This window comes from Stenotrophomonas sp. YJH_SMC_17, assembly GCF_059371655.1.
The window spans coordinates 147,671-160,353 of the sequence record NZ_JCAFUU010000003.1 but is presented as its reverse complement, the minus strand read 5'-3'; the positions used below and the strand labels follow the sequence as shown (position 1 = coordinate 160,353).

The window sequence follows — 12,683 nt, the reverse complement described above, 5'->3', positions numbered from 1 at the left end:
CGAAAAGCAGTCGACTAACCGTCGACTCTACCCCCCTGCCCGGCCAGCAACGGGCAACCGGCCGGCAGGTGCATGCGCACCCGTCCCGCCACGCAGTCGATGCGGAACCGCTGGGCCTGCACCGGCTCACCATCCAGATTGAGGGTCAACGAGCGCTGCGATTCGATCTGCAGCCACGGCAGCCGCGCGCGCGTGGCCAGCTGTTCCAGCGCCGCCTGGGTACCGGCCTTGAACATCTGGCCAAGGGTGGCGGTGACCTCGCCTTCCAGCTCCGGCAGCACCGTTACATCCAGCAGGCCATCGTCGATCAGCGCCTGCGGGCACAACTGCTGGCCGCCACCCGCCTGGCGACCGTTGCCGATGCCGAGGGCGATGAAGTCGCCTTCCCACGCGAAATCCGGCCCCGACAGGCGCGCGTTGATCGACTCGATCCGCCCCAGTTTGGCGATGCCGGTGATCACGTAGGCAAGGCCGCCCAGCATCTTCTTAAGCCCAGCATCGGTCTCCACGGTAACCTGCGTGCCGAAGCCACCGCTGGCGAGATTGGCGCACCACCACGGCGTGCCATCGGCGTCCACGCGCAACAGATCAATGGCGTGTGGCGCGGCCTGCCCGATCAACGCGAAGGCCTCCTTCGGTTCGGTCGGGATGCCTGCAGCGGTGGCGAAATCGTTGGCGGTGCCCATCGGGATCAGCGCCAGCGAGGGCAGCATGTCCGCCGCCTCCTCGCGATGCGCCAGCGTCTCGGCCACCGCACTGAGCGTGCCATCGCCACCGGCAGCAACGATCACATCCACGCCGTGATCAATCGCCTCCGCCACGTAGCGCTCGGCATCACCGTCCTCCCAGGTCACCCGCACTTCCAGCTGCACACCCTGCCCGCGCCAGTGGCCGACGGCGTCGCGCAACTCATCGTTGCCAGCGGATTTGCCATTGAGGATCAGGCGCCAGCGCGGTGCGGCCATGTGGTGCTTCCAGGACGGGGGCGCACAGGCTAGCAATGCGCTGTTTGTCTGCGGTGAATGTCACGCAGATGTCATTCAGCAACCGGAGAATGGAAGGCCATAGCAGGGACGATGGATGGAGGCAGGATCAGCCTCCCACGAATACAGCAGGGCCACGCCGGGGTTTGGCGTGGCTTTTTTTGTGCACAGGGATCGTGCGAACCAAGGTTCGCACCCACCGGGTTGCGGTTCGCACCCACCGCAGACCTCACCCGTTGGCGAAATCGTGCAGCGCCTGGCCCTGCAGCCGGTACACGGTCCACTCGTCCTGCGGCTTGGCGCCGGCGGCGGTGTAGAACTCGATGGCCGGGATATTCCAGTCCAGCACCGACCATTCGAAGCGGCCGCAGCCTTCGGCCACGGCCTGCCGGGCGATGTATTTCAGCAGCGCCTTGCCTGCGCCGACGCCGCGCTTTTCCTGGCTGACGTACAGGTCTTCCAGGTAGATGCCCTTGCGGCCCAGCCAGGTGGAGTAGTTGTAGAAATACACCGCATAGCCGATGGCCTCACCGTCGGCTTCGCAGATCAACGCGCGAGCTGTCGCATCGGCGCCGAACAGGCTCTCGGCGATGCCGATCTCATCGGTCTGCACCGAATGCTCGGCCTTCTCGTAGATGGCCAGCTCGCGGATGAAATGCAGGATCAGGCCAGCGTCTGCGACGGTGGCCGGGCGGATGTTCAACACGGCCACCGTGCCCATGGCTCAGCCCCTTGCCGCAGCAACGTTCGCGCGCATCTGCGCGATCACGTCCGGGTAGCTGGTCTTGGCGTTGAAGATGGCGGAGCCGGCCACGAAGGTGTCAGCGCCGGCGGCGGCGATCTCGCCGATGTTGTCGGCCTTCACGCCGCCGTCGATCTCCAGGCGGATGTCCTTGCCACTGGCATCGATCTTCTGGCGGACCACGCGCAGCTTGTCCAGCGCCGACGGAATGAAGGCCTGGCCGCCGAAACCCGGATTGACCGACATCAGCAGCACCAGGTCCAGGTCATCCAGCACCCAGTCGAGGATGTCCACCGGGGTGGCCGGGTTCAGCACGATGCCCGGCTTGCAGCCCAGCGAGCGGATCAGCTGGATGGTGCGGTGCACGTGGCGGCTGGCCTCCGGGTGGAAGCTGATGTAGGTGGCACCGGCCTCGGCGAAGTCCGGGATGATGCGGTCCACCGGCTCGACCATCAGGTGCACGTCGATCGGCGCGGTCACGCCGTGCTTGCGCAGGGCCTGGCAGACCATCGGGCCGATGGTCAGGTTCGGCACGTAGTGGTTGTCCATCACATCGAAGTGGACCCAGTCGGCGCCGGCGGCGAGGACGTTGTCGACTTCCTCGCCGAGACGGGCGAAGTTGGCGGAGAGAATGGACGGGGCGATGAGGCAGTTGGACATGGCCGGGGCCTTCGGAACGGGGAAAGGATTCTCCCGCCCGCAGGCGGGACTGTCGGGTCAGCGCTTGCGCAGGGTCTTGATGCGATCGTAGGCGGCGTTGATCCGCCGCGACTTCTGCTCGGCCTGCTGCTGCAGCTCGGGGGCCGCACCGCCCAGCTTGTCAGGGTGGTACTGGGAGATCAGCTTGCGGTAGGCGCGCTCGACCTCGGCATCGGTGGCCTCGGAAGTCAGCCCCAGCTCCCGGTAAGGGTTCTCCTTGTTCAGGCGGAACCAGTCCGAGTCGAAGGCGTGGCCGATCAATAGGCCGACCACCGCGCCGAACAGGGGATTGGGCCGGAACAGCAGGGCGCCGGCGATGAATCCGAGCAGTTTTCCGTACCAGCGCATGGCGCTCCGGGGGCGACCGACGAAATGGACGCTCATTTTACGTCACAGCGGGCCCGGACGGCTTTACACTAGGCCGCCCGCTGGTCAGCGGGCCCGCCGGGTCCGTTGGGCAGCCGTATCGACAACGCCCCAGGAGTGCCCGTGCCAACCACGCTGTTGCAATCCGATCTCCCCGGCCTGCCCTTGCGCCATCGCGGCAAGGTGCGTGATGTGTTCGATATCCCGCGCGAGCGGCTGCCTGCAGGGACCCCGCCGGGCGATTACCTGCTGATGGTGGCCACCGATCGCCTGTCGGCGTTCGACGTGGTGCTGCCCGACCCGATTCCGGGCAAGGGCGAGATGCTCTGCCAGGTGTCCAACTTCTGGTTCGCCAAGACCGCGCACCTGATGCCCAACCACCTGACCGGTATCGACGTGGCCAGCGTGCTGCCCGAAGGCGTGGACCCGGCCCTGTACGCCAAGCGTGCGGTGGTCACCCGCAAGCTGAAGCCGGTTCCGGTGGAAGCGATCGCCCGCGGCTACCTGATCGGCAGCGGCTGGAAGGACTACCAGCGCACCGGCAAGGTCAGCGGCATCGACCTGCCAGACGGCCTGCGCCAGGCCGAGCAGCTGCCCGAGCCGATCTTCACCCCCTCGACCAAGGCCGCCGTCGGCGACCATGACGAGAACATCGATTTCGATGCGATGGTGAAGCAGGTCGGTGCCGACCTGGCCGAGCGCGTGCGCGACGCCACCCTGCGCATCTACAAGTTCGCCGCCGATTACGCCCGCGAGCGCGGCATCATCCTGGCCGATACCAAGTTCGAGTTCGGTACCGATGCCGATGGCCGCCTGTACATCATGGACGAGATGCTGACGCCGGATTCCTCGCGTTACTGGCCGGCCGACGAGTACGAAGTGGGCACCAGCCCGCCGAGCTACGACAAGCAGTTCGTGCGCGACTACCTGGAGACGCTGGACTGGGGCAAGACCGCCCCGGGCCCGAACATCCCGGCGGAGATCATCGAGCGCACCCGCGCCAAGTATGCCGAGGCACTGCAGCGCCTCGCCGGGATCAGCGTCGACTGATGCCCCTGCGCCCCCGGCCGGAACGGCTGGGGGCGTATTGAAGGCGCGACCGCCGACGGCGGTGCGTCTGCTGGGATGGAATCGGGCCGGGATGCGGTTGATTGGGATGAATTCGGCCGGGATACGGTCGACTGCTCTTCGTTCCGACGGCGAAAATTCCCGCGCTGCGCGCGGTAGTCGACTGACAGTCGACTCTACCCGGTCGCCCCCGCCCCATCGGTCCCGCCCGGTGCGCCCCACCCCGTCGCTCCCCATTCGCCGCCCATCACCGCGCTGCCCCGGCGGAGTATGCTGGCCGCATGCAGACCTCCACCGAGCTTGCGCGGCCGATCGACCGCTATTTCGCCAGCTATTCCGACGACCACCAGAACGTGATCAACCAGCGCATCCACGTGGTGGCAGTACCGGCCATCCTGTGGTCGGTGGTGGCCCTGCTGTGGTGCCTGCCGCCGTTGATCACCTGGTTCCAGTACGGCATCTGGTCGGCGTTCGCGATGTTCAGCGCCTGGTGCTTCTACAACAAGCTGTCGCGCCCGCTGGGCATCGGCATGCTCATCCAGTTCTTCGTGTTCGGCTGCCTGTGCCGCCTGCTGGAAGCAGAAATCGGCCTGCAGGCCCTGCGCTGGCTGGCGGTAGGCGTGTTCGTGGTGGCCTGGGTGGCGCAGTTCATCGGCCACACGTTCGAGGGCCGCAAGCCCAGCTTCCTGACCGACCTGACCTACCTGCTGATCGGCCCGGCCTGGGTGATGGCCAAGCTCTACCGCAAGCTCGACTGGCGCTACTGACGTGCCGGCAGCCGGCAGCGGCCGTCGTTTCCTGAACGGGCGAATTCCGTCACCCGCACTCCACGGCGGCCCTGCCAGCCTGCCCCGGTGATCCGCTCCCCACCGCCCGCCCGTCGACGGCAGCCCCTGTGCGACAGGGCCTGAGGTCTCCCTGCGTGGGCGTAGGGTGTCTCCCGAGGGCAGCCGGCGAGGCGATGCAGGAACGCGATGTTGCGCCGCAGAAAAAATGAATCAGCGAACGTTACATGCAATTGATCGCTGTTCGATGGGTTTCGGCGACATTTCGCAGCCTGTTATCCTCCCTGACCTGCTCGTGAATCATGGATTCCCTGCATGCTCCCCAGCCTGCCCCTGCTGCTGGCCCTGCCGTTCCTGATGGCAGCGGTTGTTGCGGCCTTCCCCCGTAGTTCGCGCTCGACTGCTGCCTGGCTGGCGGCGTTGGCGCCGTTGGGCGGGCTTGCCATCCTCGGCTGGCTGACGCCCGCTGTACTTGATGGCCAGGTGGTCCGCACCCTGGTGCCGTGGCTGCCGCAGATCGGGCTGGACTTCACCCTGCGCCTGGACGGGCTGGCCTGGATGTTCGCCGGGCTGGTGCTGGGCATCGGCGCGCTGGTGGTGCTGTATGCGCGCTACTACCTGAGCCAGCAGGACAACGTGCACCGCTTCTACTGCTACCTGCTGCTGTTCATGGGCGCCATGCTCGGGATGGTGCTGTCGGGCAACCTGCTGCTGCTGATGATCTTCTGGGAAATGACCAGCATCAGCTCGTTCCTGCTGATCGGCTTCTGGTCGCACCGCCAGGACGCCCGCGAAGGCGCGCGCATGGCGCTGGTGATCACCGGCGGCGGTGGCCTGGCCCTGCTCGGTGGCGTGCTGCTGATCGGCCGCATCGTCGGCAGCTTCGACCTGGACGTCGTGCTTGCCGCCGGCGAGCAGATACGCGCCAGCGCGCTTTATCCGTATGCGCTGTTCCTGGTGCTGGCCGGCATCTTCACCAAGAGCGCGCAGTTCCCGTTCCACTTCTGGCTGCCGCACGCGATGGCCGCGCCCACCCCGGTTTCGGCCTACCTGCACTCGGCCACCATGGTGAAGGCCGGCGTGTTCCTGCTGGCGCGCCTGCACCCGGCGCTGGCCGGCAGCGACCTGTTCTTCTACACGGTCAGCGGCATCGGCGCGCTGACCCTGCTGATCGGTGCCTGGAACGCGATCTTCCAGCACGACCTGAAAGGCCTGCTGGCCTATTCGACGATCTCTCACCTGGGCCTGATCACCCTGCTGTTCGGCCTGTCCACGCCGATGGCGGTGGTGGCCGGCGTGTTCCACATCCTCAACCACGCCACCTTCAAGGCCTCGCTGTTCATGGCCGCCGGCATCATCGACCACGAGACCGGCACCCGCGACATGCGCAAGCTGGGCGGCCTGCGCAAGCTGATGCCGTTCACCAGCGCGCTGGCGATCATCGCCTCGCTGGCGATGGCCGGCATTCCCCTGCTCAACGGCTTCCTGTCCAAGGAAATGCTGTTCGCCGAAGCGATCACGGCCGGGGGCCCGGGAATCATGCGCACGGCAGTGTCGATCGCTGCGTTGCTGGCTGGCGTATTCGGGGTGGCGTACAGCCTGCGCTTCGTGCACGACACTTTCTTCGGCCCTGGCCCACATGATCTGGACCGCGTTCCGCACGAGCCGCCGCGCTGGATGAAGGTGCCGGTGGAACTGCTGGTGGTGATCTGTATTGCGGTGGGCGTGGCACCGGCACTGACCGTGGCGCCGGTGCTGCATGCCGCTGCGGCGTCGATCCTCGGCAGCGCCATGCCCGAGTACAGCCTGGCCGTATGGCACGGCTTCAACCTGCCGCTGGCGATGAGTGCCATAGGCGTGGTCGGCGGCGTGGCGCTGTACTTCGGCCTGCGCAAGCTGATCAACCTGCACGCGGTGACCAACGTCAGCACTGGCCGCAACGTGTTCCACGCGCAGCTGGACGCGATCTCTGCGCTGGCCATGCGCCTGACCAACGGCATCGCCAATGGCAGCCTGCAGCGCATGCTGCTGGGCCTGGTGCTGGTGGCCATCACCGTGGCCGCCGCGCCCTACATCGCCCATCCGGCCTCACCGAACTGGACCCGGCCGCAGCCGATCCCACTGCTGGGCTGGGCGCTGTGGCTGGTGATGATGGCCTGTGCGGTGGCTACCCTGCGCGTCTACAAGCAGCGCCTGCTGGCGGTGCTGCTGGTCGGCGGCGTCGGCCTGATGGTGGCGCTGACCTTCGTGTTCCTGTCCGCGCCGGACCTGGCGCTGACCCAGCTGCTGGTGGAGATGGTCACCCTGGTGCTGATGCTGCTGGGCATGAACTACCTGCCCGCGCAGTCCGGGCCGGAGCGGCCGCGCTGGCGCAAGCGGCGCGACGCGGTGATCGCGATCGTTGCCGGTGCCGGGCTTGGCGCGCTGGCCTATTCGGCGATGACCCTGCCGCCGAACACCATGGCCGGCGAGCTGCTCGCCCGTGCCCTGCCCGAGGCGTACGGCCAGAACGTGGTCAACGTGATCCTGGTCGACTTCCGCGGTTTCGATACGTTTGGCGAGATCACCGTGTTCGGCATCGCCGCGCTGGTGGTGCACGCCCTGCTGCGCCGCACGCGGATGGCACCGGAACAGATCATGCCCGGCCCGCCGATCAAGCTGCCGGTACCGGCCGACCTGGCGCAGATCATGTTCCCGCTGACCCTGACGGTGTCGATCTTCCTGTTCCTGCGCGGCCACAACGCACCGGGCGGCGGCTTCATCGCCGGCCTGGTGCTGGCGGTACCGTTGCTGATCCAGTACGTGATCCAGGGCACTGCCTCGGTGGAGTCGCGCTTCGGCTTCGACTACATCCGCTGCATCGGCATGGGCCTGCTGATCGCCCTGCTCAGCGGCTGCGCCTCGATGCTGTTCGGCGTGCCGTTCCTGACCAGCGGCCACCTCGACCTGCACCTGCCGCTGATCGGCGACGTGCCGCTGGCCAGTGCGATCGGTTTCGACATCGGCGTCTACCTGGTGGTGTTCGGCGGCGCCATGCTGATGCTGTCGATGATGGGCACGATCAAGCCCTCGCGCACCCGCACCGCCCGCAAGGGTGAGATCGACCTGCAACGCCGTTCGGCCCGCACCGGGGAGATGCACTGATGGAACTGGCCCTGGCTACCGCGATCGGCGTGCTGACCGCCATCGGCATCTACCTGCTGCTGCGTGCGCGCAGCTTCGATGTGATCCTCGGCATGACCTTCCTGTCCTACGCCACCAACCTGCTGATCTTCGCCGGTGGCCGCGTGGTGCTGGGCAAGGCGCCGGTGCTGCAGGAAGGCGTGGACAGCCACCTCGGCAACTACACCGATCCGCTGCCGCAGGCGCTGGTGCTGACCGCGATCGTGATCGCGTTTGCGATGACCGCGGTCAGCATCGTGCTGGCCATGCGCAGCCGCAGCGACAACCACAGCGACCACGTGGACGCCCACGAGCCCGACGACGACCTGCAGGATGAGAGCGTGCCGCCGCGCCAGGGCGAGGACCGCGCATGAACCATCTGGTGATCCTGCCGATCCTGATTCCGCTGCTGGGTGCTGCGCTGTCGCTGTTCGTCGAACATCGTCGCTACGGCCCCAGGGTGCAGCGCGCGGTGGCCTGGACTGCGCTGTCGGCGCTGGCGTTGGCGGTGGGCCTGCTGTTTGCCAGCACGGCCAGCGGTGACATCAACGTCTACCTGCTGGGTGACTGGCCGTCGCGGCTGGGCATCGCGCTGGTGGCCGACCGGCTGTCGGCGTGGATGCTGCTGACCACCCTGCTTCTGGCCATTCCCTGCCTGCTGCATGCCTGCTCGGGCTGGGACCGTCGTGCGCCGCACTTCCATGCGCTGTTCCAGTTCCAGCTGGTGGGCCTCAATGGCGCGTTCCTCACCGGCGATATCTTCAACCTGTTCGTGTTCTTCGAGGTGATGCTGATCGCCTCCTACGGCCTGCTGCTCAGCGGTGGCCGCGGCCTGCGCATGCGCATCGGCCTGCACTACGTGGTGTTCAACGTCACCGCTTCGACGCTGTTCCTGATTGCACTGGGGCTGCTGTACGCCTCGCTGGGCTCGTTGAACATGGCCGAACTGTCGCAGCGCATCGCCGAAGTGCCGCCGGCGCAACTGACCCTGGTGAAGGCGACGATGGGCCTGTTGCTGCTGGTGTTCTGCGCCAAGGCCGCGCTGATGCCGCTGTACCTGTGGCTGCCGGAAGCCTATTCGCGCGCACCGGCCGCCGTGGCCGCGCTGTTCGCGATCATGACCAAGGTCGGCCTGTACTCGGTGCTGCGCATCCAGATGCTGTGGTTCGGCGATGATGCGGGCGCCATGGCCGGCTACGGCCGAGACTGGCTGCTGTGGGCCGGCGTGGCAACGCTGGTGCTCGGCGGCCTCGGTGCCCTGGCTGCGACCCGCCTGCGCGTGCTGATCTCGTACCTGGTGATCGTCTCGGCGGCCACGCTGTTCATCGCCTTCTCGGTCGGCAACCCGCAGGTGCTCTCGGCCGGCCTGTACTACCTGCCGCACAGCAGCTTCGTCGCTGCCGCGCTGTTCCTGATCGCCGATCTGATCCGTCGCCGTCGTGGCGGCGCCAGCGACCGCAAGGAGGTGGTCGCGCCAATGCCGGGCAAGGAAACACCGGCGGTGCTGTTCCTGGTCGGCGCGGTATCGGTCGCCGGCCTGCCGCCGCTGTCCGGCTTCCTGGCCAAGGCCGCGCTGCTGGCCGGCATGCCGGCGCAGTACACCGGCCCGGTCTGGACCGCGGTGCTGGTCAGCAGCCTGCTGGTGATCATGGGCCTGACCCGCGGCGGCATCCGCCTGTTCTGGCGCGTGCCGCCGGTCGATCCGGAGGCACCGAAGCCGCGCAAGGCACGCCTGCGCCGGGTCGAGTTGTACGCCGCCTGCATCCTGCTGGGCTACGGCATCGGCATGACCCTGGCCGCCGCCCCGCTGATGCGCTACACCGACGCCACCGCTGCACAGCTGCTGCACCCCAGTGAGTACGTGCAGCAGCTGCGCGCGACCACGCCGGAGATCCGCCAGCCATGACCGCCCAGCGCTCCCTGTTCCGCCGCGTCATTCCCTCACCGATGCTCAGCATCATGGTGGTGGCGTTCTGGCTGCTGATGTCCGACAGCTTCACCCTCGGCCAGATCGTGCTGGGGCTGGTACTGGGCGTGGTGGTGCCGCTGTTCGCCGCACGCCTGGACCGCGAGTTCGCCCGCATCGGCACGCTGCGCCCGCTGCCCAAACTGCTGTGCGTGACCCTGTGGGACATCCTGATGTCCAACATCCGCGTCGCCCTGCAGGTGCTCGGCCCGGAGAAGAACATCCATCCGGGCTTCATCTGGCTGCCGCTGGACATCGCCAACATCCACGGCATCGCCGCGCTGACCAGCATGATCACGCTGACTCCGGGCACGGTCTCGGCTGCGCTCAGCGACGACCGCAAGTACCTGCTGGTGCACGTGCTGCACCTGGAGGACCCGCAGGACCTGATCGATACGATCAAGCGCCGTTACGAGGCGCCGTTGATGGAGATCTTCCCATGACCGGTTTTGAAGTCATCCAGACCACCCTGGTGGTGTGCATGCACGTGGTCGGCCTGGCGATGCTGCTGGCCACCTGGCGCCTGCTGCGCGGGCCGACCGTGCCCGATCGCATCCTCGCGCTGGACACCCTGTCGGTGACCGCGATCGCCGAGCTGATGCTGTTCGGCATGTACCTCAACTCGCCGATCTACTTCGAGGCCGCGCTGATCATCGCCATGCTCGGCTTCGGCAGCACCGTGGTGCTGAGCAAGTTCGTGCTGCGCCGGGACATCGTCGAATGATCACCGCGATCCAGATCGGCCTGTCGATCCTGCTGCTGTTCGGCTGCTTCTTCATCCTGGTCGGCGCACTGGGCCTGGTGAAGCTGTCCACCTTCTTCAAGCGCCTGCACGCGCCAACCAAGGCCAGCACGCTGGGCGTCGGCTGCGTGCTGGTGTGCTCGGTCTGCTACCACATCTTCCTGGGCCAGGACCCGCAGCCGCGCGAGCTGCTGATCACCGTGTTCCTGTTCATCACCGCACCGATCAGCGCGCACATGATGGCCAAGGCCGCTTTGTCGCTGCTGATGGAAACCCGCCCCAGCCTGCCCGGCAACGAGCCGGCCGCCGAAGAGCAGCTGCCGCCGCCGGAACCGGTGCGGGAAGAAGAAGCCACGCAGAACCGGTAGTGCTGGCCGATGGCCGGCAATGGCAAGGGTTCCGTCAGAGGCAATGAGGTTGCCGGCCAGCGGCCGGCACTACCTCATGCCGCGCCCACCAGCAGCAGCTCCAGCACGAACCAGCCGACGAATGCGACCAGCAGGATCCCGCCTTCGCCTCGGCTGATCTTCAGGTCGCCGCGCAGCATCGGGTACAGCACCAGCGCGAACGCCAGCAACGCGGGCAGTTCCAGGCGTACGAACGAAGCCGGCAGTGCCAACGGCTGCAGCAGTGCCATCACACCGATCACCAGCAGCAGGTTGACCGCGCTGGAACCCAGTACATGGCCCAGCACCATGTCGCCATGCCCGCGGCGCGCGGCGGCGATGGCGGTGGCCACTTCCGGCAGCGCGGTGCCGATCGCCACCGGCAGCAGGCCGACCAGCAGCGGCGTCCAGCCCAGCGCAGCACCGAAGTCGGTGGCAGCCCCCACCACCAGGCGCGCGCCCCAGTACAGCGCCAGCGCCGCGATCAACACCCTCAGCACGTTCAACGGCAGGCTGGTGCGGCTCAGCGCGGATTCGGCGATGGCCGCCTGCACCTCGGCGTTCTCGCTGCGACCACGGCGCAGCAGCACGACCTGCACGACAATGAAGCCGGCCACCAGCACGCCACCTTCCCAACGCGCCAGGCGGCCATCCAGGCCGAACAGGATCAGCAGCACGCCGGCCGCCAGCAACGACCACCACAGCACCGTCTGCAGGCGTGCGCGCAGCAGCAGCGGCGCGGCGATGGCCGCCATGGCCAGGGTCAGGCCGAGGTTGACGATGCTGCTGCCCACCGCATTGCCCAGCGCCAGTTCCGGCTGACCCACCGCCAGTGCGCGCGCGTTGACCGCCAGTTCCGGCAACGAGGTGGCCACCCCGAGCAGCAGCAGGCCCGCAGTGAAGAGCGTGGCCCCGAAGCGTTGGGCCAGGCCGGAGACGGCCTTGACGATGGAGTCCCCGCCCAGCGCCAGCAGCAGCAGGCCAAGCAGGAACCAGGCAATGGCAATGGCGATCATCGAGCACTCCCCCAGCGGTCGTGGCGCGATTCTACGCTGGGCCCGCGCGCAGGGCTGGGCCCTCGATCAAGAATCAGCCACAGCCTTCCGCGTAATCGACCTGCGGGGTCTTTCCGACCCGCCAGGCGCTCACGCGGCCGTCGGCACCGAGCGCGAAGTCGATCACCGCAGCGCCTTCCTGCGCCGGGCGCACGCGCAGGTGCTGGGCCTTGTCGTCGTACTTGTCAGGGCCGACATCGGCCCGCTCCGGGTACAGTACCTGCAACTCACCCAGCGTCATGCCGACCTTGCCGCCACCCGGGGCGGTGATGGCCGCGCTGCGTACGTCGTAACGCACCAGCTTGCGCGCCTCGATCATCAGGCGTGGATCCTCGGCATCCTGCGGACGCAGGAAGTAGCAACCGTCGTTGCTGTCGTCGGCCGGCAATGGCTTGCCGGCAGCGTCGGTGCCCAGCCCTTGCAGCGGTGTTCCGAAGCCACTGCGGACCTCGGCGATGCCGGCGCCCAGCGTCGCGCCGGCGTAGCCATCCAGCCGCGCAGGGCTGTCGGTGCGGGGATCGGCCGGCGACCGGGTCGCCAGATCGGCATCGGCCGCTGCAGTGGGCGGCGCCGTGTCTTTGGCCGGGGCCTCAGCGGGTGTTTCAGGCGCACGGCCGCAGGCGGCGAGCGACAGGAGCAGAAGACCAGCGAGTGGAAGATGCTTCATCGGTGCGGTTCCCGGGCACGTGGTTGGCTGCACGCTAGCGCAGCGCGCGTGCAGGCGCTGCA

Annotated in this window: 14 protein-coding genes; 8 read left to right on the top strand and 6 right to left on the bottom strand. The window is 67.5% G+C overall.

Annotated elements, in window-relative coordinates:
* Nucleotides 1–14: 14 nt before the first annotated feature.
* The 4 genes from yegS to AC5P8Z_RS10415 all read right to left on the bottom strand — a co-directional run bounded on the left by yegS (nucleotide 15) and on the right by AC5P8Z_RS10415 (nucleotide 2,772).
* Complete coding sequence (gene yegS, locus AC5P8Z_RS10430; protein ID WP_286070192.1) at nucleotides 15–965, bottom strand: lipid kinase YegS; 951 nt, start codon at nucleotides 963–965, stop codon at nucleotides 15–17.
* 247 nt (nucleotides 966–1,212) lie between these two features.
* Entirely contained in the window at nucleotides 1,213–1,695 is a 483-nt protein-coding gene (locus tag AC5P8Z_RS10425; RefSeq protein ID WP_286072068.1) for a GNAT family N-acetyltransferase, read from the bottom strand.
* A gap of 12 nt (nucleotides 1,696–1,707) precedes the next feature.
* Entirely contained in the window at nucleotides 1,708–2,385 is a 678-nt protein-coding gene (rpe, locus tag AC5P8Z_RS10420) for a ribulose-phosphate 3-epimerase (RefSeq protein WP_286070193.1), read from the bottom strand.
* Between the two features lie 57 nt (nucleotides 2,386–2,442).
* Nucleotides 2,443–2,772: a J domain-containing protein gene (locus AC5P8Z_RS10415; RefSeq protein WP_005411327.1), complete on the bottom strand. Its 330-nt coding sequence runs from the start codon at nucleotides 2,770–2,772 to the stop codon at nucleotides 2,443–2,445.
* A 141-nt stretch (nucleotides 2,773–2,913) separates the two neighbouring features.
* Between AC5P8Z_RS10415 and AC5P8Z_RS10410 the strand changes: the two genes are divergently transcribed.
* From AC5P8Z_RS10410 to AC5P8Z_RS10375, 8 genes are all read left to right on the top strand, one after another.
* On the top strand, nucleotides 2,914–3,840 hold the full coding sequence (locus AC5P8Z_RS10410) for a phosphoribosylaminoimidazolesuccinocarboxamide synthase (RefSeq protein WP_049448436.1): 927 nt from the start codon (nucleotides 2,914–2,916) through the stop codon (nucleotides 3,838–3,840).
* Between the two features lie 299 nt (nucleotides 3,841–4,139).
* Entirely contained in the window at nucleotides 4,140–4,625 is a 486-nt protein-coding gene (locus AC5P8Z_RS10405) for an Mpo1 family 2-hydroxy fatty acid dioxygenase (protein ID WP_286070195.1), read from the top strand.
* 333 nt (nucleotides 4,626–4,958) lie between these two features.
* A complete protein-coding gene (locus AC5P8Z_RS10400) occupies nucleotides 4,959–7,787 on the top strand; it encodes a monovalent cation/H+ antiporter subunit A (RefSeq protein WP_495229000.1) in 2,829 nt (942 codons plus the stop codon).
* Nucleotides 7,787–8,179: a Na+/H+ antiporter subunit C gene (locus AC5P8Z_RS10395; protein ID WP_049428077.1), complete on the top strand. Its 393-nt coding sequence runs from the start codon at nucleotides 7,787–7,789 to the stop codon at nucleotides 8,177–8,179. Before AC5P8Z_RS10400 ends, AC5P8Z_RS10395 begins: the two co-directional genes overlap by 1 nt.
* Nucleotides 8,176–9,711, top strand: coding sequence for a monovalent cation/H+ antiporter subunit D (locus tag AC5P8Z_RS10390; RefSeq protein WP_495228999.1), 1,536 nt, complete (start codon nucleotides 8,176–8,178; stop codon nucleotides 9,709–9,711). The genes AC5P8Z_RS10395 and AC5P8Z_RS10390 overlap by 4 nt, the downstream gene beginning before the upstream one ends.
* On the top strand, nucleotides 9,708–10,214 hold the full coding sequence (locus AC5P8Z_RS10385) for a Na+/H+ antiporter subunit E (RefSeq protein ID WP_043399391.1): 507 nt from the start codon (nucleotides 9,708–9,710) through the stop codon (nucleotides 10,212–10,214). The genes AC5P8Z_RS10390 and AC5P8Z_RS10385 overlap by 4 nt, the downstream gene beginning before the upstream one ends.
* Complete coding sequence (locus AC5P8Z_RS10380; protein WP_005411334.1) at nucleotides 10,211–10,495, top strand: K+/H+ antiporter subunit F; 285 nt, start codon at nucleotides 10,211–10,213, stop codon at nucleotides 10,493–10,495. Before AC5P8Z_RS10385 ends, AC5P8Z_RS10380 begins: the two co-directional genes overlap by 4 nt.
* A complete protein-coding gene (locus AC5P8Z_RS10375) occupies nucleotides 10,492–10,881 on the top strand; it encodes a Na+/H+ antiporter subunit G (RefSeq protein ID WP_154264657.1) in 390 nt (129 codons plus the stop codon). Before AC5P8Z_RS10380 ends, AC5P8Z_RS10375 begins: the two co-directional genes overlap by 4 nt.
* 74 nt (nucleotides 10,882–10,955) lie before the next feature.
* Here AC5P8Z_RS10375 and AC5P8Z_RS10370 read toward each other — a convergent pair whose 3' ends face one another.
* A complete protein-coding gene (locus AC5P8Z_RS10370; RefSeq protein ID WP_495228998.1) occupies nucleotides 10,956–11,915 on the bottom strand; it encodes a sodium:calcium antiporter in 960 nt (319 codons plus the stop codon).
* A gap of 73 nt (nucleotides 11,916–11,988) precedes the next feature.
* Entirely contained in the window at nucleotides 11,989–12,621 is a 633-nt protein-coding gene (locus AC5P8Z_RS10365) for a hypothetical protein (RefSeq protein ID WP_295567295.1), read from the bottom strand.
* Between the last annotated feature and the right edge of the window lie 62 nt (nucleotides 12,622–12,683).

Bases quoted from the DNA above. Each gene is read 5' to 3' on its own strand.
- yegS (WP_286070192.1), bottom strand. From the start codon at position 965: ATGGCCGCACCGCGCTGGCGCCTGATCCTCAATGGCAAATCCGCTGGC.
- rpe (WP_286070193.1), bottom strand. From the start codon at position 2,385: ATGTCCAACTGCCTCATCGCCCCGTCCATTCTCTCCGCCAACTTCGCC.
- AC5P8Z_RS10415 (WP_005411327.1), bottom strand. From the start codon at position 2,772: ATGCGCTGGTACGGAAAACTGCTCGGATTCATCGCCGGCGCCCTGCTG.
- AC5P8Z_RS10405 (WP_286070195.1), top strand. From the start codon at position 4,140: ATGCAGACCTCCACCGAGCTTGCGCGGCCGATCGACCGCTATTTCGCC.
- AC5P8Z_RS10400 (WP_495229000.1), top strand. From the start codon at position 4,959: ATGCTCCCCAGCCTGCCCCTGCTGCTGGCCCTGCCGTTCCTGATGGCA.
- AC5P8Z_RS10395 (WP_049428077.1), top strand. From the start codon at position 7,787: ATGGAACTGGCCCTGGCTACCGCGATCGGCGTGCTGACCGCCATCGGC.
- AC5P8Z_RS10390 (WP_495228999.1), top strand. From the start codon at position 8,176: ATGAACCATCTGGTGATCCTGCCGATCCTGATTCCGCTGCTGGGTGCT.
- AC5P8Z_RS10385 (WP_043399391.1), top strand. From the start codon at position 9,708: ATGACCGCCCAGCGCTCCCTGTTCCGCCGCGTCATTCCCTCACCGATG.
- AC5P8Z_RS10380 (WP_005411334.1), top strand. From the start codon at position 10,211: ATGACCGGTTTTGAAGTCATCCAGACCACCCTGGTGGTGTGCATGCAC.
- AC5P8Z_RS10375 (WP_154264657.1), top strand. From the start codon at position 10,492: ATGATCACCGCGATCCAGATCGGCCTGTCGATCCTGCTGCTGTTCGGC.
- AC5P8Z_RS10370 (WP_495228998.1), bottom strand. From the start codon at position 11,915: ATGATCGCCATTGCCATTGCCTGGTTCCTGCTTGGCCTGCTGCTGCTG.
- AC5P8Z_RS10365 (WP_295567295.1), bottom strand. From the start codon at position 12,621: ATGAAGCATCTTCCACTCGCTGGTCTTCTGCTCCTGTCGCTCGCCGCC.